The organism is Vibrio sp. EJY3 (genome assembly GCF_000241385.1).
In the GTDB taxonomy this organism is placed as follows: Bacteria; Pseudomonadota; Gammaproteobacteria; order Enterobacterales; family Vibrionaceae; genus Vibrio; species Vibrio natriegens.
Map to the genome: position 1 here is coordinate 3,387,111 of NC_016613.1, position 19,618 is coordinate 3,406,728.

A 19,618-nucleotide genomic window follows, 5' to 3' on the forward strand; every position below is an offset into this window, starting at 1 on the left:
GTTAAAGAGCTAATCACTTCTAATGAAGTAACCATTTTTAAAAGCACTATCGCTAATGCGCTTAAAGATGGTGGAGCTAAGCAGGATCGAACTGCTGACCTCCTGCGTGCAAGGCAGGCGCTCTCCCAGCTGAGCTATAGCCCCATCAAGGTGTGTCGATACTGTATGCCAATTCCTTGGGAAGGGAATTGGTGGGTCTGAGTGGACTCGAACCACCGACCTCTCGCTTATCAGGCGAACGCTCTAACCACCTGAGCTACAGACCCAGTATCGTCTCTTTTACATAAACCGTATCAATCTGTGTGGACACTCATCGTGAATAATCATCGTATAAGGAGGTGATCCAGCGCCAGGTTCCCCTAGCGCTACCTTGTTACGACTTCACCCCAGTCATGAACCACAAAGTGGTAAGCGTCCCCCCGAAGGTTAAACTACCTACTTCTTTTGCAGCCCACTCCCATGGTGTGACGGGCGGTGTGTACAAGGCCCGGGAACGTATTCACCGTGGCATTCTGATCCACGATTACTAGCGATTCCGACTTCATGGAGTCGAGTTGCAGACTCCAATCCGGACTACGACGCACTTTTTGGGATTCGCTCACTTTCGCAAGTTGGCCGCCCTCTGTATGCGCCATTGTAGCACGTGTGTAGCCCTACTCGTAAGGGCCATGATGACTTGACGTCGTCCCCACCTTCCTCCGGTTTATCACCGGCAGTCTCCCTGGAGTTCCCGACATTACTCGCTGGCAAACAAGGATAAGGGTTGCGCTCGTTGCGGGACTTAACCCAACATTTCACAACACGAGCTGACGACAGCCATGCAGCACCTGTCTCAGAGTTCCCGAAGGCACCAATCCATCTCTGGAAAGTTCTCTGGATGTCAAGAGTAGGTAAGGTTCTTCGCGTTGCATCGAATTAAACCACATGCTCCACCGCTTGTGCGGGCCCCCGTCAATTCATTTGAGTTTTAATCTTGCGACCGTACTCCCCAGGCGGTCTACTTAACGCGTTAGCTCCGAAAGCCACGGCTCAAGGCCACAACCTCCAAGTAGACATCGTTTACGGCGTGGACTACCAGGGTATCTAATCCTGTTTGCTCCCCACGCTTTCGCATCTGAGTGTCAGTATCTGTCCAGGGGGCCGCCTTCGCCACCGGTATTCCTTCAGATCTCTACGCATTTCACCGCTACACCTGAAATTCTACCCCCCTCTACAGTACTCTAGTCTGCCAGTTTCAAATGCTATTCCGAGGTTGAGCCCCGGGCTTTCACATCTGACTTAACAAACCACCTGCATGCGCTTTACGCCCAGTAATTCCGATTAACGCTCGCACCCTCCGTATTACCGCGGCTGCTGGCACGGAGTTAGCCGGTGCTTCTTCTGTCGCTAACGTCAAATCTATACGCTATTAACGCATAAACCTTCCTCACGACTGAAAGTGCTTTACAACCCGAAGGCCTTCTTCACACACGCGGCATGGCTGCATCAGGCTTGCGCCCATTGTGCAATATTCCCCACTGCTGCCTCCCGTAGGAGTCTGGACCGTGTCTCAGTTCCAGTGTGGCTGATCATCCTCTCAGACCAGCTAGGGATCGTCGCCTTGGTGAGCCCTTACCTCACCAACTAGCTAATCCCACCTAGGCATATCCTGACGCGAGAGGCCCGAAGGTCCCCCTCTTTGGCCCGTAGGCATCATGCGGTATTAGCCATCGTTTCCAATGGTTATCCCCCACATCAGGGCAATTTCCTAGGCATTACTCACCCGTCCGCCGCTCGACGCCGTTAACGTCCCCCGAAGGTTCAGTTAACTCGTTTCCGCTCGACTTGCATGTGTTAGGCCTGCCGCCAGCGTTCAATCTGAGCCATGATCAAACTCTTCAATTTAAGATTTTGTTCGGCTCAATGAATACTGAACATTACATAAAGTAATGTTTGAATTGACTGTGCTGAATCCGAAGATTCAATGGTCACTTCGTATCATTGAAACCTAATTTGATACCGAGGTATCTAATTGGATTATCATCAACGAGTGCCCACACAGATTGATAGGTCTATATTGTTAAAGAGCTTGCTTTGCGAGAAACTTTTCTCTCAAAGCGGAGGTGCATTCTAGCGATTTAATTGTAAGTGTCAAACACTTTTTTCAACTAATTTTTCGTAGAAGCTTTTACCTCTCCGACCCTGCTGAAGCCTTATCGCGTCTGCCGTGTCGGTGGATGCGCATTATAGGGAGTTACGATTGGAGCGCAACCCTTTTTTAGAAAAAAAACCAAAAAAACGAACACTCGATGATTATTTAATCAAAAACGTAAAAAAGAGGGTAATAAACCCTCTTTTTTATCGCATAAAAGCCGTATTTAAATGAAAGCGTACGCGTCTGCGTACATACGTTCGCTTTTGGCTTTCTTATTTTGAGTAAACTGTTCTCGAGCTGCGCCAGCCATTTCAAAGCGACCAGCAATATAGATATCATAGTCTTCCAGACTTTCGAAATCGTCACTGACGGCTTGTAGCACGTTTCCAACTTTACCTTGCCACTCAGCGGGAGCGTCTTCTACTACAGGAATAAAGTGCACGTTAGAAAACTTCTCTGAGATAGCGATAAGTTCATCTTTTGCGTATAACTGGCTTTCGTCACGAGCACCCCAGTACAAGTAGATTTCATTAGTCTTATTCTGTGCAACACAATGATCCAAGATCGAGCGTACGTAACTGAATCCTGTACCACCAGCGATCAGTAATAAAGAACGCTCGCTATCTTCTTGAATCCAAGCGTCTCCATGAGGCGCATCAATTTCAATATCACCACCCGATTCTAATGCTGCTTTCATCGATTCTACGACTTCTATTGCGTAAGCGTTATGTTCTGCCGCACCAATGTGCAGTTCCAGCTCACCTTCATGTCGGCAAGGGCTACTTGCGATAGAAAACGGGCGCTTGTCTTTCTCGCCCATCACAACCATAAGGTATTGGCCAGCTTTGAAAGACACTGGTGATTCTGGGTGAAGTAGAATTTGATAAGTATTACAAGCTAACGGCTGAATAGACTTTACTTTACATTGGATGGTCATGATGTCCCTCTCGCTTACTCATCAAAAGTAAGCACTAAATTACTTTCTGTATAGGCTTGGCAAGGAAATATCCAACCTTGCTGCTGTTCTTTGTCGGTTAACATGGGTTCCAGATGATAACTCACCTCGCCCGTTACCTTTTTACACATACACATGGCACAAGCGCCAACTCGGCAACGATGTGGGAAGCGAATATTATTGTTGAGCGCAGCTTCCAACACCGTCTCCCCAGCTTCAACCTCAAATGATATGTTTATAGGAAGAAGGAGGACTGTATGACTCATAGAATACCTAACTGGTCCCAAATCTCATCAATTTTAGCGACAAGTTTAGGATCTTTCTTAATTGGGATACCCCACTCGCGCGTTACCTCAGACTCAAACTTATTGGTCGCATCGAGCGCTAGTTTCGAACTGCTCGACGAGCTTCCCCGAAGTTGAATCGTATCTCTATCAGGATCCATGCGAGTCGTTACTGCCCAAATAATATCATTCCAATCCCGTGCATTAACGTCGTCATCACATAAAATGATGAACTTAATGTCTGTGTAGTCGGCAAAGTATGCCCACAGACTTTCAAGCAATGCCTGGGATTGACCCGCTTCGTCTTTCTTCATTGTTACCACAGCGAACTGGTTGTTTGCCGTCGGAGGTAGATAGATATCGACAATGTCCGGACGAAGGGCTTTTAGTGAGTCTAAGTCTTCTTGAGTGATCGGTTTGCTCTCTGAAGGATTGACTTGCGTGCGAGTCGCCAACTCCGCTTCCCATTTTATGGTCGCATCGAGTCCCATTTTGGAGCCCAAACCAACAACCGGAGAAGCAAAATCCAGTGAGTCTATCGGCGTGTTATCAATCATTACCGTATCACGCACTGGGTCCATATGCTCAGACATGGCTTTCACCACGTCATTCCAGTCACGCGCATTTACCGACTCATCACACACAATCACAAACTTGGTGTACATAAACTGGCGTAAGAAAGACCAGACGCCCATCATGACGCGTTTCGCATGTCCCGGATATTGCTTCTTCAACGTCACGACCGCCATACGGTACGAACAACCTTCTGGAGGCAGATAGAAATCTTCTATCTCAGGAAATTGCTTTTGCAGAATAGGCACAAAGACTTCGTTCAGTGCTACACCCAGAACGGCGGGCTCATCGGGCGGACGACCAGTGTAAGTGCTGTGATAAATCGGGTCTTTACGCATAGTGATATGAGTAATGGTAAAGACATGATGCTTTTCTTTTTCGTTATAGTAGCCCGTGTGATCGCCATACGGGCCTTCATTCGCAAACTCAGTCGGGTCGATGTAGCCTTCCATTACAATCTCAGCACTCGCTGGCACTTCCAGTTCGTTACTGATGGATTTGACGACTTCCGTTTTACTGCCACGCAATAAGCCAGCAAAAGCATATTCTGACAATGTATCAGGTACTGGTGTTACCGCACCAAGAATAGTCGCAGGATCCGCACCGAATGCGACCGATACTGGGAATGGCTTGCCGGGGTTGGTCTCCATCCAGTCACGTAGGTCTAACGCGCCACCACGGTGGGCAAGCCAGCGCATGATGATTTTGTTTTTAGCGATTTTCTGCTGGCGGTAGATACCGAGGTTTTGGCGTTTTTTATTCGGCCCTTTGGTAACCGTCAAACCCCACGTCAATAATGGTGCTACGTCTTCTGCCCAGCAGCTCATCACCGGAATCTTATTCAAATCGACTTCGTCACCCTGCCACACGATCTCTTGACAAGGCGCTTTACGCAGACGCTTAGCTGGCATATTCAAGACTTGCTTAAAGACAGGCAGCTTTTCTAGCGCATCTTTGAAGCCTTTTGGCGGCTCAGGCTCTTTGAGATAAGCCAACAGTTTACCGACTTCACGCAGTTCTTTTACGTCTTCACGTCCCATACCAATCGCGACCCTTTCCGGGGTGCCGAACAGGTTGGTTAAAACCGGAACATCGTAACCAATAGGGTTTTCAAATAATAATGCAGGACCACCAGCTCGCAGAGTACGATCGCTGATTTCTGTCATTTCATAAGCGGGATCAACAGGGTGAGTAATGCGCTTGAGTCGACCTTTCTGTTCCAGGTGATCAATATATTCGCGTAAATCCTTAAAACTCATAGGCCTTCATGACTACTGACTGATTAAACTTTTCGCAGTATAACAAATAGGAGGACACTAAGGTCCTCCTATTTTGTGTGGGTATAAGGATTGTATTACTGCAACACTTGCTCTATTTGACGGGCTTTAACCTGATAATTCCCCGTCACTAACTCTTTAAGCCAGCTTTGATGGCCCTGTTGCGCTAACTCTCTCGCCACCAATGTCGCTTCTTCAGACAAAGCCATCTTAGTGATTAAAAACTGTTTCACTTCGGGGCTTAATGGATTCGCTTTGGTTAAAAGACCGATAGCATAAGGTTTGAGCGTTGGATTCACCGTTGAGTTCATCAACTGCTGCAATGAAAAAGCATCGCCTGATTCTGCTAATCTCTCCAGCTCGGCATGGCTGTTGTAGTCCGCTCTCATTCTCCACAACAAATCGTACATCGACTGGTCCTGGCTCACTTGCGCTAAACGAGCAATGACGGCGGTGGACGGTAACCAACTGGTCACATCTATTTGAGTTAACTGCACGGTTAACGCATTTAACGCGCCGGGAGACAAGCTATCGAGTTCGCGAATCAATAATGCCTCACGAGCCTGAGTTTGCTGTGAAGTCCCTGCGGTTAACCACTGGCTGAGATCGAGCTCTTTTCGCTCCGCTTGTAGAACAAATTCTAGCGTGCTCTGGTCTTGCTTCCAGCGCTTGATCAAGCGGCTTGCAACGGCGGGAAAATTAAAAGCTGGCACAGTGAATTCGTAACCTTCACCACGCTCGAGTACTTGATAAGTGGGAGTAATACGGCTTTGCGATTCAACAAACAGCGCCATACGCGGCGTAAGAATCACGTCTTGCTGTTCTAGTTTTTCGAGTAAGCGGAAACGCACCACCTCTTGTTGAGGTAACGCCAGTCTATTGAGGGAAAATTTAAGCGACTCAACCTCATCCCTGACAACATATTCTAGAAGTTCAGAGACCTTGGTTTGTATTTGGGTATCCTGAAGCCACTGTTCTACCACTGACTCCTGCATTTCCTTCGCAGGCGCGGTCATAGGTATGGTCACGAGTGACAAACTCAGGAGTAATGACGACAACATTCCTTGTTGCATGTTAACCTCCCGATAACATTAGTCCTCATTTTGAGGCTTCTATCGGTAGAAAGCAATAAAAAAGCCACCATAATTTATGGTGGCTTTTTCAAAATAAGAACTCAGTTGTTACTGACGACGCATCGCATCGAAGAATTCATCGTTCGTCTTCGTCATTGCAAGCTTATCGATTAGGAATTCCATTGCGTCGATTTCACCCATTGGATGAACAATCTTACGCAGAATCCACATTTTCTGCAGTTCGTCAGTCTTAGTCAGTAGCTCTTCACGACGAGTACCTGAGCGGTTGAAGTCAATCGCAGGGAAAACACGCTTCTCTGCAATCTTACGGTTCAGGTGTAATTCCATGTTACCTGTACCTTTAAATTCTTCGTAGATAACTTCATCCATCTTAGAACCAGTATCAACTAGCGCTGTTGCGATGATTGTTAAGCTACCGCCTTCTTCTACATTACGTGCTGCACCGAAGAAACGCTTAGGACGGTGCAGTGCGTTTGCATCCACACCACCTGTTAGTACTTTACCTGATGAAGGTACAACCGTGTTGTATGCACGAGCCAGACGAGTAATCGAGTCAAGTAGGATAACCACATCTTTCTTGTGTTCTACCAAGCGCTTCGCTTTCTCGATAACCATTTCTGCTACTTGAACGTGACGAGATGCTGGCTCATCAAATGTAGAAGCAACCACTTCACCTTTAACCAGACGCTGCATCTCTGTTACTTCTTCCGGACGTTCGTCGATAAGAAGTACCATGAGTTCACACTCAGGGTGGTTATAAGCGATGCTTTGAGCAATGTTTTGCAGAAGCATTGTCTTACCCGCTTTTGGCGGAGCAACAATCAAACCACGTTGACCTTTACCGATTGGCGATGCCAAATCTAGAACACGTGCAGTGATATCTTCTGTAGAACCGTTACCGCGCTCCATTACCATGCGCTCATTCGCATGTAGAGGCGTTAAGTTTTCAAATAGGATCTTGTTACGAGCGTTGTCTGGCTTGTCATCGTTAACCGTGTTGACTTTCAGAAGTGCAAAGTAACGTTCGCCGTCTTTTGGCGGGCGAATTTTACCAGCAATTGAGTCACCTGTACGTAGGTTAAAACGACGAATCTGACTTGGCGATACATAAATATCGTCCGGACCCGCAAGGTATGAACTATCGGCACTGCGTAGGAAACCAAAGCCGTCTTGCAGAATTTCCAGAACCCCATCGCCAAAGATGTCTTCGCCGCCTTTAGCATGCGCTTTTAAAATCGCGAAGATGATGTCTTGTTTTCTTAAGCGCGCTAGGTTCTCTAATCCTAAGCTTTCGCCCAGTTTTACAAGGTCAGACACAGGTCTGTTCTTCAGTTCGGTAAGGTTCATGGTAGTGGATTCTTGTTTAGTCAAAATAAGATCTGTTTTCTAGTTAAGATGGATTTGGTCACAGGATCGACCAAGAAGAGAAATTTGTTCAATTAACGCGCGATAAGTTAGCACTAATTAATATTCTAGTCCAGAGTTAGAAAAACAAAACCGTGCATTGATGGTTGCACGGTTTTATCTGTAATCACTTGGTGATTATATGTTTGCGTCCAAAAACTCTTTAAGTTGAGTTTTAGACAGAGCACCAACTTTCGTTGCCGCTACGTTGCCATCTTTGAATAGCAGTAGCGTTGGAATGCCACGAATACCAAACTTAGGTGGTGTGCCTGCGTTATGGTCGATGTTTAGTTTACCGATAGTGAGTTTGCCTTCGTACTCTTCAGCGACTTCGTCCAGGATAGGAGCGATCATCTTACAAGGACCACACCATTCTGCCCAAAAATCTACTAATACAGGGCCTGCAGCGTTGATTACATCGTTTTCAAAACCGTCATCAGTTAGCTGCAAAATCTTATCACTCATCTTCCACTCCAATGTGTTTTTCGAAACTGGTTGGATGATAACCAGTAATTTGATGCCCTATTGGAATGTATTTACTTTCGTAATGCAAGCTTTAGCTGATATTCTATAGCCATGAAAAAGACGCATATCACAGAGCAAAAGTTCGCCGATTTGGGGTTAGAGCCCCAAGTTATTGATGGATTGGATAAAAAAGGGTTTGAGTTTTGTACCCCTATCCAAGCCTTGGCGTTGCCGGTACTGCTCACCGGCCAAGACATCGCAGGCCAGGCCCAAACGGGCACTGGTAAAACACTCGCGTTTCTCACTGCAACCTTCAACCACCTAATGACGACACCGGAGCACGAAGGCCGCAAACCAACACAACCACGTGCCATCATCATGGCGCCTACGCGTGAGTTAGCGATTCAGATCTACAATGATGCTGAAACTCTGATTGCAAGCACGGGCCTAAAAGCGGCACTGGCTTACGGTGGTGAAAGCTACGACAAGCAACTGGCTAAGCTACAAGATGGTGTCGATATCCTGATCGGTACGACTGGTCGTATTATCGATTTCTATAAACAGCGCGTATTTAATCTAAACAACATTCAAGCGGTGGTGTTAGATGAAGCCGACCGCATGTTCGATCTTGGTTTTATTAAAGACATCCGTTTCTTGTTCCGCCGTATGCCAGAGCCAAAAGAGCGTTTGAACATGCTGTTCTCAGCAACGCTGTCTTACCGCGTACAAGAACTCGCGTTTGAACACATGCATAACCCAGAACATGTTGTGGTAGAACCAGAGCAAAAAACTGGTCACCGCATCCAGGAAGAACTTTTCTATCCTTCAAATGAAGACAAAATGGCGCTCCTTCAAACACTTATAGAAGAAGAATGGCCAGATCGTGCGATTATATTTGCTAACACCAAGCACAAATGTGAATCAGTTTGGGGTCACCTGGCGGCAGACGGCCATCGTGTTGGTCTATTGACAGGTGATGTACCGCAGAAGAAACGTGAAAAGATTCTTGAGCAGTTCACTAAAGGTGATGTTGATATCCTAGTGGCGACGGATGTAGCGGCTCGTGGCCTGCATATTCCTCAAGTAACACACGTATTCAACTATGATCTGCCAGACGATTGTGAAGACTACGTACACCGTATCGGTCGTACCGGTCGAGCAGGTGCGAGCGGCAACTCTATCAGCTTTGCTTGTGAAGAGTACGCGATCAACCTACCTGCGATTGAAGAATACATTGAACACACTATCCCTGTATCGGAATATGATGCATCAGCTCTAATTCAAGATCTGCCAGCTCCAATCCGTATGCGTGCACCACGAACGCAACAACGCCGTACGAATACAGGTGGCACTCGCTCTGGTAACCGTAAGCAACAAGGACGTCGTCCTCGTCAGCCACGTCAATCAGCGCCAAAACAATCATAAAGGAATGTTAAGTCGTATATGAGTCAAGCAGGATCATCACCGCTATACGCCGCCATCGACCTCGGGTCGAACAGTTTTCACATGCTCGTTGTGCGTCACATCGATGGCAGCGTTCAAACAATGGCTAAAATTAAGCGCAAAGTTCGTCTAGCGGCGGGCTTAGATGAACATAATTCTCTTAGTATGGAAGCTATGCAGCGAGGATGGGACTGCTTAAGTCTATTTGCGGAACGCTTGCAAGATATTCCTAAACAGAACATTCGTATCGTCGGTACTGCGACATTACGTACTGCGACGAATGTGGATGAGTTTCTCGAGAAAGCACGTCAAATTCTTGGTCATCCGATCGAAGTTATCTCCGGTGAAGAAGAAGCGGCGACTATTTATAAAGGCGTCGCTCATACTTCTGGTGGCAGTGGCCGCCGTCTTGTGGTCGATATTGGCGGTGCCAGCACTGAACTTATCATCGGAGAGGGTTTTGAAGCCAAAGCACTCACCAGTTTAAAAATGGGCTGCGTGACCTGGTTGGAGAACTTCTTCAAAGATCGTCAACTGAATGCTCGTAACTTCGATGCCGCCATAGAAGGTGCAAAACAGACTATCAAGCCGATTTTAGAGCAGTATATCGACTTGGGTTGGGATGTTTGTGTCGGGGCTTCAGGTACCGTTCAGGCGCTACAAGAGATAATGCTGGCACAGGGAATGGACGAAGTAATTACTCACTCCAAACTTAAACGCCTGCAAAAGCAAGCCATGTTAGCCGATCATTTAGAAGAGCTCGACATAGAAGGCCTGACGCTCGAGCGTGCACTGGTCTTCCCAAGCGGTCTGTCCATTCTGATTGCTGTGTTTGAGTTACTTGAGATAGACGCGATGACCCTTGCAGGCGGCGCTCTGCGTGAAGGTCTGGTGTACGAAATGGTCGAAGAATTGCGCCAAAAAGACATTCGCTCACGCACTATCTGCAGTGTTCAAAGTCGTTATCAATTGGATTGCGAGTACGGTGAACAAGTAGCAACCCTTGCAAGTAAGCTATTACAGCAAGCCGGTGGTGATGCGTGGATTGCGGAGCCTCAAGGTGAAGTTCTACTGGAAACCACAGCCAAGTTACATGAAATTGGCTTAACCATCGACTTTAAAAAAGGTGGTGAACACAGCGCTTACTTGCTGCAAAACTTGGATTTACCGGGGTTCACACGCGCACAAAAATTCTTTATTGGTGAGATAGCCCGCCGTTACCGTGAGCAGCTCACTTCATTACCAGAGCAACATGCACTATCTGGTAACAGTGCAAAACGCCTATTGCGCTTATTGCGACTTGCAGTCTTGCTAACTCATCGACGTAATCAAAGCTTAGAGCCTCAAGTGGAACTTTCTGCCGAAGGTGACAACCTGACACTAAGCATTGATGCAAAGTGGTTAGAAGCCAACCCGCTGACCGCCGCAGAGTTGGAAATTGAATCAAACCGCCAGACCGATATTGGCTGGCCATTGACAATTTCAGCGCTCTAACAATTAATTAGTGATAGGTAAAAGGCTCCATTGGGAGCCTTTTTTATTGCCTTAATGATGGTTCTGTACAGCTCAAAGAGCTTTTGGACACCCATGATCTAAATGCTTCCTATGCTGTACATCCCCCTAAAAAACACAAAAAGCCGCTGTTAAAAACAAGCGGCTTTTTGGTATTCGCGGAATGCTTCCTGACTAAGCAGTCGTCGTCACTTTGAAGTCCGGGTTTACTGCGGTCAGCTTTTTGATCAGATAATTCAGTAAGACACCGTACATCGGAACAAACAAGCCAAGGCTGATCACCAGCTTAAAGCCATAGTCCACCAGCGCTATTTCAGTCCAATGCTCCGCCATAAATGGATCTGGGCTCTGGTAAAATGCGATAGCAAAGAACGCGATGGTATCAAGCGCATTACCAAACAGCGTTGAACAGGTTGGTGCCACCCACCATTGTTTCATCTGGCGCAGGCGATTGAAGACATGCACATCCAGAATTTGACCCAATAGGTACGCCATAAAACTCGCCACCGCGATACGCGCCACAAACAGGTTAAATTCTCCTAGGTGTCCAAACCCTTGGAACTGACCTTCAAAGAACACCACTGACAAAAGGTAAGATACGGCCAGCGCTGGTAACATGACTAAGAAAATGATCTTACGCGCTAATCCTGCGCCAAAGATACGTACCGTCAAATCCGTTGCCAAAAAGATAAACGGAAAGGTAAATGCGCCCCATGTGGTATGGAGACCAAAAATCGTAAAGGGTAGCTGAACGAGGTAATTGCTGGATGCAATAATGATCAGGTGGAATAAAACCAGATAAATAAGGGCGTTGCGCTGCTGCGCAGGGGTAAAGTTACTCATGCGATACCTTTTTAGTTTGGTTTGGGGGCGAGGGAACCCAAATCGAGCGCTTTTAAAATAAAAACGACTCTTACCAACAATGTAAAATGAAAAAATAAACTGACTTGGCTCCTAAGAGCTAAGCGGTGGGCGATTATACATTAACCAATTTTGCTCGCAAGCAGTGGTTTTTACGCAAACGTTTATACCCAAGTAACCTCAAGATGCTTAGTTCAGCGAGAATGACTTGGCTTACAGACAAGGCAACGATTTGATGATCTAGTGGTTCTAAATCGAAAACCGTTAACAAAGTATGCAAGCCAAGACAACTCGCCCTTTGGGAGCGTGTCACTGCAACAATTTCATCGTCAAACAACTTGGAAAGAGCTCGCTATTCCACGGCGTCGTTTTCCTTGAACTTGAATCAGTGACACCGCTCTGAATCCTGCATCTTGAAGTCACTTGGGTATACACAAAAAAGGGTGTTTCATGTGAAACACCCTTAACAAGATTTTACTGCTTTGATCAGAATCCGCGTTGGAATAATCCGGCAAGATAATCGAGCTCTTCCCTGCTCTCTTCCACTGCTAGTGCTTCAAACCATATCGCTTCGCTGTAGTGTTCTGCCTTCATAAACAGACGGCAACCTTCAAAATCGATAAGCCACGAATGAATATCGGCATCCCACTGCTTCTCGACAACCGAGGCCGACAGCAAGCCGACCAAACGTTCACCCAGCACCGGAAACGTATCCAAATCGAAGCTTGGCGCAGTAATAAGTAAACGACCTTCTTCGGCAATGTATTCAGCAAGGCCAAATTCCTTGTGCATGTAATATCCTTAACCGTGATGGGTAATATGTTCTTGAATAAGATCTAAGAATGGATCGGCGTATTTCTCAAGTTTACGTTGACCCACCCCACTGACTGCAAGCATTTCGCCATAAGAAGTTGGCAGAATCTCCGCCATATCAATCAGTGTCGCATCACTGAAGACCACATAAGGTGGTAAGCCATCTTCATCCGCAATCGACTTACGCAGTTTACGCAGTTTGGCAAACAGCTTTTTATCGTAGTTTTTACTGGTCAGTTTATCCGACTTAGCCGCTCGTGCTGCGGTATCCAGACGTGGTACCGCGAGCTCCAGTGCCACATCGCCACGCAGTAATGGACGCGCTTCTTCCGTAAGCTGCAAGGTTGAGTTACGGGTAATGTTCTGGAACAACAAACCTTTGTGGATTAACTGGCGGAAGATACTTACCCAATAATCATGGCTGTGGTCACGGCCGATTCCATAAGTGGATATCTTATCGTGTCCATTTTCACGCACGCGGATATTTTGCATACCGCGCAGTACTTCCACGACATAACCCATGCCAAAGCTTTGGTTCACACGATAGACACAAGACAGCGCTTTACGTGCTTCTTCGGTAGCGTCGAAGTGTTTCGGTGGATCGAGGCAGATATCGCAGTTACCACATGGTTTCTCACGATATTCGCCAAAATAGTTGAGCAGAACCTGACGGCGACAAGTCTGAGCTTCAGCAAATGCACTCATCGCATTCAGCTTATGGCTTTCTACCTGCTTCTGCGGACCATCGTCTTTTTCATCCAGCATACGTCTCAGCCAGCTGATGTCGGCTGGGTCAAAAAGCATCATCGCTTCTGCTGGTAAGCCATCTCTCCCTGCTCGGCCCGTTTCCTGATAGTAGGACTCGATATTGCGCGGAATATCAAAATGCACCACGAAGCGCACATTAGGTTTATTGATGCCCATACCAAAAGCGACGGTCGCTACTACGATCTGGATATCGTCACGCTGAAACGCTTCCTGAACATAAGCGCGTTCATCGGTATCCATGCCAGCATGATAACCTGCTGCGCGAATATGGTTGTTACACAGTTTCTCTGTCACCATTTCCACTTTCTTGCGGCTACCACAATAAATAATGCCGCAGTTCCCTTTCTGGGTTTCCAAATAACGGATGATCTGAGAGACAGGCTTGTGTTTTTCCACCAGATTATAGCGAATGTTTGGGCGGTCAAAGCTGCCGAGATAAACCTGCGGGTCGTTCAGTCTTAAACGCTCTAAGATATCCCGACGGGTGGCATCATCAGCAGTCGCTGTTAACGCCATAAATGGAACGTGAGAAAAGTGCTGTTTAAGCTGGCCCAGTGACGCGTATTCAGGACGGAAATCATGTCCCCACTGCGAGATACAATGCGCCTCGTCAACCGCAATCATCGCCAGAGGCAGACTTTCAAGGCGTTCAATAAAGTCACGCATCAAGACCCGCTCTGGAGAAACATAAATCAGCTTCAGCTGCCCGTTGTGCATACGGTTATATACACTCAGCAGTTCTTCTCTGCTCATGGTCGAATTCACGCATTCCGCCGCGACACCATTGGCTTTTAGCTGGTCGACCTGATCTTTCATCAAAGAAATCAGCGGAGAGATAACCAAGGTGATCCCGTTTCGTACCAGCGCGGGAATTTGATAGCAGAGAGATTTACCACCGCCGGTAGGCATGATCACCAAGCTGTCTTGTCCATCAATCGCCGCATCGATAACTTCTTGCTGACCATCGCGGAATTTTTGATAACCGAAGACGTCCTCCAACACACGTTGAGGCGTTACAGGCGAGTCTGAAGGTTCGGCTAACAAGGTCGAGGTCATGAATTGTCTCAGATTGGGTGATCATAGGAATGCTTTTATATGCCACCAGCATACAAAATGAGGGCACATTGTAATGGGGTTTCATGGTGAATAAAACCGCAAATTACTAGGTGTTTGCCAACACGACTCGTATACTGCTCGTCCGCTCTATAAACACAATTAGGTGACACGTCATGATACAAGAAGAACAGCAACGTGCACGGCAAGGCGTCCTGCTTGCAATTGGCGCTTACACGATGTGGGGTATCGCCCCAATATACTTTAAATCAATTACTGATGTATCAGCTTTAGAAATCCTCAGCCACCGCGTGATTTGGTCTTTCTTTTTGCTTGCTGCACTCCTCCACTTTGGCCGTCATTGGCGCTCGGTTAGCGATATCATCAGAAACAAAACCAAGATGCTGTATCTGGTTTCTACTGCGATTTTAGTCGGGGCTAACTGGCTGATTTTCATTTGGGCGGTCAACGCAAACCACATGCTTGATGCCAGTTTAGGTTATTACATTAACCCTCTGCTAAACGTGCTGCTTGGAATGATATTCCTCGGAGAGAGGCTACGTAAACTGCAGTGGTTCGCTGTCGCACTTGCGGCCTGCGGTGTCCTGGTACAACTCGTTGTATTTGGTTCGGTACCTATTGTTGCTATGGCATTAGCAACGAGCTTCGGTATTTATGGCTTACTGCGCAAAAAAGTCAGCGTTGAAGCGCAAACCGGGTTATTCATCGAAACGCTCGTCATGCTGCCTGCAGCCGCGATTTATTTGTTCTTTATCGCAAGCTCACCGACTTCGAGCATGGCAGACAACGCATGGCAGTTAAATACATTGCTTATAGCCGCTGGCGTGGTGACGACACTGCCACTACTCTGCTTTACGGGCGCAGCGACTCGATTGAAACTCTCTACACTGGGCTTCTTCCAGTATATTGGGCCAAGTCTGATGTTCTTGCTCGCGGTCTTGATTTACGGTGAAGCCTTTACCATGGATAAAGCGATTACATTCGCCTTTATCTGGGGAGCATTAGTAGTGTTTAGCTTTGATGGACTGCGCAGCAGTCGCCGTTCCCGCAGGGCAATTCAAGCTCAGTGATCGTTTTTTACAAGACAAGTCACCAATTCATAGATAAGCTTGGTCATTATATGACCAAGCTTTTTTGTATGTAATGGAACAGATTCAATACTACGCAACCGACCATGACCAACTAAGTCTGATTGAGGCGAAATACCAGAAATTTGCTTTTCAAAAGCACTATCACCTGGATTTTCACCTTGGTCTGATCACGCATGGCGAGCAGAAGTTTCATTATCAGGGCAGTCACCACCAAGTCGGGCACGGACAAATCGTGATTATGCCGCCCGATGAGCTGCACGATGGTCAATCGAGACTTGCTGACGGTTATGAAGTGAATGTCTTCTCGATCGAACCGCACCTATTTAGTGATCTGGCCGATCTTAAACAAAACGGTCAAATAATCAGCTTTAATGAGCTGATCATCTCCGATCCAGAGATATTTTCACAACTTAGTAACTTACACCACCATCTTCGACGCAATAATCTCAGCCGGTTGACCAAAGATTGTCTTCCATTTGAGGGATTTAACCTGCTTTTTGATCGCTATGGATCACTTGCTAGGAAAAAGGTCATCCCCCTCGGAAAACAGTCGCTCAACACCTTAAAAGATTACTTAATGGCAAATCTCGATCAGTCCGTTCGTTTGGAGTCGTTATCTGAACTCTGCCAGCTAAGTCCTACCCAGTTTCAACGCCACTTTAAAGCCCAAACAGGGATGACGCCCTATGCATGGTTTGCACGGCTTCGTCTCGAGCAAGGAATGAAGCTGCTTCAGTCAGGACAATGCGGAACCGAAGTCGCACATCAAATTGGCTTTTACGATCAGGCCCATTTCAGTAAAGCCTTTAAGCAGACTTACGGCGTTTCTCCATCGCAAGTAACACGCTAGCCCCTTTCAGACATTTACTGTCAGTTTTTTACAAGCGCGGCATGCCGGTGTCGGAGAGAATAAACCTCTTCATTATGTTTTGAGATGTCTTATGAATGAATCAACCATCCTGCTAACTCTGGCCAGCATTCACTTTATTGCTTTGATGAGTCCCGGCCCCGATTTCGCGTTAGTCGTACAAAACGCCACACGTCATGGACGCCAGACTGGTTTATACATCGCGCTTGGTTTGTCCTTCGGTATTTTGCTGCACTCTTTTTTCAGCCTGACCGGTGTGAGCTACCTAGTGCATCAACACCCAACGCTTTACTCCGTTCTGCAATTAATCGGTGGCAGTTATTTACTTTATTTAGGTATTGGCGCACTGCGAGCCGTGATCGCGATGATCCAAAATCCACAATCAGATCAGTCAAATCAAGCCAACAATCTGGTGATCAGTAATAAACGTCAGGCATTCACTAAAGGCTTTGCGACCAACATTCTGAATCCAAAAGCCTTAGTATTTTTCGTCAGCTTAATGTCGAGTTTGGTTCCTGCTGGCATGTCTGTTACTGGAAAAGGTATCGCTTTAGTGATTCTATTTGGTTTATCACTGCTTTGGTTTTCCAGCCTGGCCTGGATGCTCTCTACACAAAGATTGCAGCGACGATTACAACAAGCCGGTATTTACATCGATGGTTTATGCGGTGTGGTGTTCACGCTAGTCGGTGGCAGCATCTTACTGCAAACCATCCGTACTTTTGCGGTGTAACTGGCTGATTTAAAAGCGTCGCACAACCGACATTTCTAAGACCGCTTACTCGACGATCCTCTCCATGGCTGCCAAGCTGGATATTCAACTGGTAACATGGAGAGTCATCATGCAATGGACGTTTAATCGGCTCGTCACTACGGGTCTTTTCCTTACTTCCACCTTAACTCTGACGAGCCAAGCCCTCGCCAATCAAGCCACTGACGCGATAGCACCTGAGCAAAGTACTGGCGTCGAGCAAAAGCAGCTGAAAAAAGCCAAAAACTACATGGTGACGGCCGCAAACCCGATTGCGACTCAAGCAGGCGCCGACGTAATTGAACAAGGAGGTAATGCGATAGATGCGATGGTGGCCGTTCAATTGATGCTGGGTTTAGTGGAGCCTCAATCTTCAGGTATCGGAGGCGGTGCATTCTTGGTGTATTGGGATAACGATAAGCAAAAGCTCACCACTTTTGATGGCCGAGAAACCGCACCACTGGCTGCAACCCCACAATTGTTTCTGGACGACAACGGCCAGCCACTGCAATTTTACGATGCCGTTGTCGCCGGCCGCTCTGTCGGCACACCTGGTACCGTCAAGCTGTTGTGGGATACGCATCAAAAGTACGGCAAGCTAGAATGGAAAAAGATCATTCAACCCATTATCAAGCTTGCTGAACAAGGATTTAGCATCAGTCCCCGACTTGCAAGCCTGATAGAAGGCGACGCTGAGCGTCTATCACGATTCCCTGCGACCAAAGCTTATTTCTTTAATCCAGATGGTTCACCTAAATCGGCGGGAACAACCCTTAAAAACCCTCAATACGCGCAAACTTTAACTGCGATTGCAGAGAAAGGCGCTGTGGCCTTTTACCAGGGTGATATCGCCCAGGACATCATCGATACGGTCCAAAATGCGCCAGGTAATCCGGGAGTACTCGCACAGTCAGACTTTAATACCTACCAAATAAAGCAACGCGAACCGATATGTGTGGCTTATCAAAACTATGATGTCTGCGGTATGGGACCACCAAGCTCCGGCGCATTAACGGTAGGACAAATTCTGGCAATCAGTGAGCATTACGATCTTAAAGGCTGGGGCTCAGAAAGTGCCAAATCCTGGCAAGTCATTGCGGATGCGTCTCGCCTCGCCTTCGCGGATCGTGGCAAATACATGGCAGACCAGGACTATGTACCCATGCCAACCGCGGGACTATTGGATGCCGACTACCTCAAGGAGCGAGCTAGCTTGATAGAAGTTGGTAAAGCACTGCCAGAAGCCTCTGCCGGAAACCCTCCATGGTCTCATGCAATGAATCTCAGCATGGATGAATCGATAGAGCTTCCGTCCACCAGCCATTTCAATATCGTCGACAAACAGGGCAATGTGGTATCCATGACCACAACGATTGAAAACGCTTTTGGCTCGCGGTTAATGGTTCGTGGCTTTTTACTCAACAACGAATTGACCGACTTCTCTTTCCGAACTCATCAAGATGGAACTCCGATAGCTAACCGCTTAGAGCCAGGTAAACGTCCGCGTTCCTCTATGGCTCCAACGATCATGCTCAAAGACGATAAACCTTATATGGCCATTGGTTCGCCGGGAGGCAGCCGCATTATTGGTTACGTCGCTCAAACCATTATTGCTCATACTCAGTGGGATATGGATATCCAGCAAGCTATCAATCAACCAAGGCTATTAAACCGCTTTGGCACATTGGATATAGAGCAAGGTACTGCGGCCACCCGCTTACAACCAGAGTTAGAAAAGATTGGCTTTACTACAGAAATTCGTGATCTGAATTCTGGTTTACACGCCATTCGAATCACCTCAGATGGCCTGGAAGGTGCAGCCGATCCACGCCGAGAAGGAATCGCGATCGGCAACTAGGCGTCTTTGGCCCACCCCTTTGTGCGAGATCTCGCACAAAGGGTTAGGTAAAACACGCTTTTTTAGTAGAAAAAGCACCCTACAAAATGCATAAGGCATTGAATAATAAGAAAAGTACTATTTTGAGCTGCATTAAAACCATAAAAATGTGAATTTCCACCATTGCCGAGAGGCATGAAAAACGTAATATTAAACCTGTCGGAAGGATGCTGACACGGAACAGGAATTACCAAGGATTTGGTAGACTTCAGGATGAAGAAACGGTTATTCAGGATGAATAGTCGGGCATGGAATGCAAAACTGGACATTGAACGGAATCAATAGTGACTAGGATGGTTGCTACTAAGGACGGGAAATGGACACCTCTGGACGAGGCAAGGATTGAACATCAGG

The 19,618-nt window shown here is 47.0% G+C and carries 15 protein-coding genes, 2 tRNA genes and 1 rRNA gene; 6 read left to right on the plus strand and 12 right to left on the minus strand.

Annotated elements, in window-relative coordinates; all coding sequences use genetic code 11:
- Positions 1–68 precede the first annotated feature (68 nt).
- The 9 genes from VEJY3_RS15410 to trxA form a co-directional block, all read right to left on the minus strand.
- Positions 69–144 (minus strand) — tRNA-Ala (locus VEJY3_RS15410).
- 45 nt (positions 145–189) lie between these two features.
- Positions 190–266: transfer RNA gene (locus VEJY3_RS15415), tRNA-Ile, on the minus strand.
- A 65-nt stretch (positions 267–331) separates the two neighbouring features.
- Positions 332–1,884 (minus strand): 16S ribosomal RNA (locus VEJY3_RS15420).
- A 473-nt stretch (positions 1,885–2,357) separates the two neighbouring features.
- A complete protein-coding gene (gene fre, locus VEJY3_RS15425) occupies positions 2,358–3,071 on the minus strand; it encodes an NAD(P)H-flavin reductase (protein WP_014233344.1) in 714 nt (237 codons plus the stop codon).
- A 14-nt stretch (positions 3,072–3,085) separates the two neighbouring features.
- Entirely contained in the window at positions 3,086–3,355 is a 270-nt protein-coding gene (locus VEJY3_RS15430) for a 2Fe-2S iron-sulfur cluster-binding protein (RefSeq protein WP_014233345.1), read from the minus strand.
- Complete coding sequence (gene ubiD, locus VEJY3_RS15435; RefSeq protein WP_014233346.1) at positions 3,352–5,205, minus strand: 4-hydroxy-3-polyprenylbenzoate decarboxylase; 1,854 nt, start codon at positions 5,203–5,205, stop codon at positions 3,352–3,354. Before ubiD ends, VEJY3_RS15430 begins: the two co-directional genes overlap by 4 nt.
- A 95-nt stretch (positions 5,206–5,300) precedes the next feature.
- Complete coding sequence (locus VEJY3_RS15440) at positions 5,301–6,296, minus strand: hypothetical protein (protein WP_014233347.1); 996 nt, start codon at positions 6,294–6,296, stop codon at positions 5,301–5,303.
- 108 nt (positions 6,297–6,404) lie between these two features.
- Positions 6,405–7,664, minus strand: coding sequence for a transcription termination factor Rho (gene rho / locus VEJY3_RS15445; protein ID WP_005378757.1), 1,260 nt, complete (start codon positions 7,662–7,664; stop codon positions 6,405–6,407).
- 195 nt (positions 7,665–7,859) lie between these two features.
- Positions 7,860–8,186, minus strand: a complete 327-nt coding sequence (gene trxA, locus VEJY3_RS15450) for a thioredoxin TrxA (RefSeq protein WP_014233348.1) — start codon at positions 8,184–8,186, stop codon at positions 7,860–7,862.
- 111 nt (positions 8,187–8,297) lie between these two features.
- Here trxA and rhlB point away from each other — a divergent pair, with 111 nt between their 5' ends.
- Positions 8,298–9,611, plus strand: a complete 1,314-nt coding sequence (gene rhlB, locus VEJY3_RS15455; protein ID WP_014233349.1) for an ATP-dependent RNA helicase RhlB — start codon at positions 8,298–8,300, stop codon at positions 9,609–9,611.
- An 18-nt stretch (positions 9,612–9,629) separates the two neighbouring features.
- Entirely contained in the window at positions 9,630–11,123 is a 1,494-nt protein-coding gene (gppA, locus tag VEJY3_RS15460) for a guanosine-5'-triphosphate,3'-diphosphate diphosphatase (RefSeq protein WP_014233350.1), read from the plus strand.
- A gap of 192 nt (positions 11,124–11,315) precedes the next feature.
- On the opposite strand, the gene VEJY3_RS15465 is transcribed toward gppA, so the two are convergent.
- The 3 genes from VEJY3_RS15465 to recQ all read right to left on the minus strand — a co-directional run bounded on the left by VEJY3_RS15465 (position 11,316) and on the right by recQ (position 14,639).
- A complete protein-coding gene (locus VEJY3_RS15465) occupies positions 11,316–11,984 on the minus strand; it encodes a 7-cyano-7-deazaguanine/7-aminomethyl-7-deazaguanine transporter (RefSeq protein WP_014233351.1) in 669 nt (222 codons plus the stop codon).
- 504 nt (positions 11,985–12,488) lie between these two features.
- Positions 12,489–12,794: a DUF3630 family protein gene (locus tag VEJY3_RS15470; RefSeq protein ID WP_014233352.1), complete on the minus strand. Its 306-nt coding sequence runs from the start codon at positions 12,792–12,794 to the stop codon at positions 12,489–12,491.
- 9 nt (positions 12,795–12,803) lie between these two features.
- Positions 12,804–14,639, minus strand: a complete 1,836-nt coding sequence (gene recQ, locus VEJY3_RS15475) for an ATP-dependent DNA helicase RecQ (RefSeq protein WP_014233353.1) — start codon at positions 14,637–14,639, stop codon at positions 12,804–12,806.
- A 173-nt stretch (positions 14,640–14,812) separates the two neighbouring features.
- Here recQ and rarD point away from each other — a divergent pair, with 173 nt between their 5' ends.
- The 4 genes from rarD (at position 14,813) to ggt (ending at position 19,225) form a co-directional block, all read left to right on the plus strand.
- Positions 14,813–15,727, plus strand: a complete 915-nt coding sequence (gene rarD / locus VEJY3_RS15480) for an EamA family transporter RarD (RefSeq protein WP_014233354.1) — start codon at positions 14,813–14,815, stop codon at positions 15,725–15,727.
- Between the two features lie 73 nt (positions 15,728–15,800).
- On the plus strand, positions 15,801–16,598 hold the full coding sequence (locus VEJY3_RS15485; protein WP_041170280.1) for an AraC family transcriptional regulator: 798 nt from the start codon (positions 15,801–15,803) through the stop codon (positions 16,596–16,598).
- A 91-nt stretch (positions 16,599–16,689) separates the two neighbouring features.
- On the plus strand, positions 16,690–17,349 hold the full coding sequence (locus VEJY3_RS15490) for a LysE family translocator (protein ID WP_014233356.1): 660 nt from the start codon (positions 16,690–16,692) through the stop codon (positions 17,347–17,349).
- Positions 17,350–17,458: 109 nt separating this feature from the next.
- A complete protein-coding gene (gene ggt / locus VEJY3_RS15495; protein ID WP_014233357.1) occupies positions 17,459–19,225 on the plus strand; it encodes a gamma-glutamyltransferase in 1,767 nt (588 codons plus the stop codon).
- Positions 19,226–19,618 lie beyond the last annotated feature (393 nt).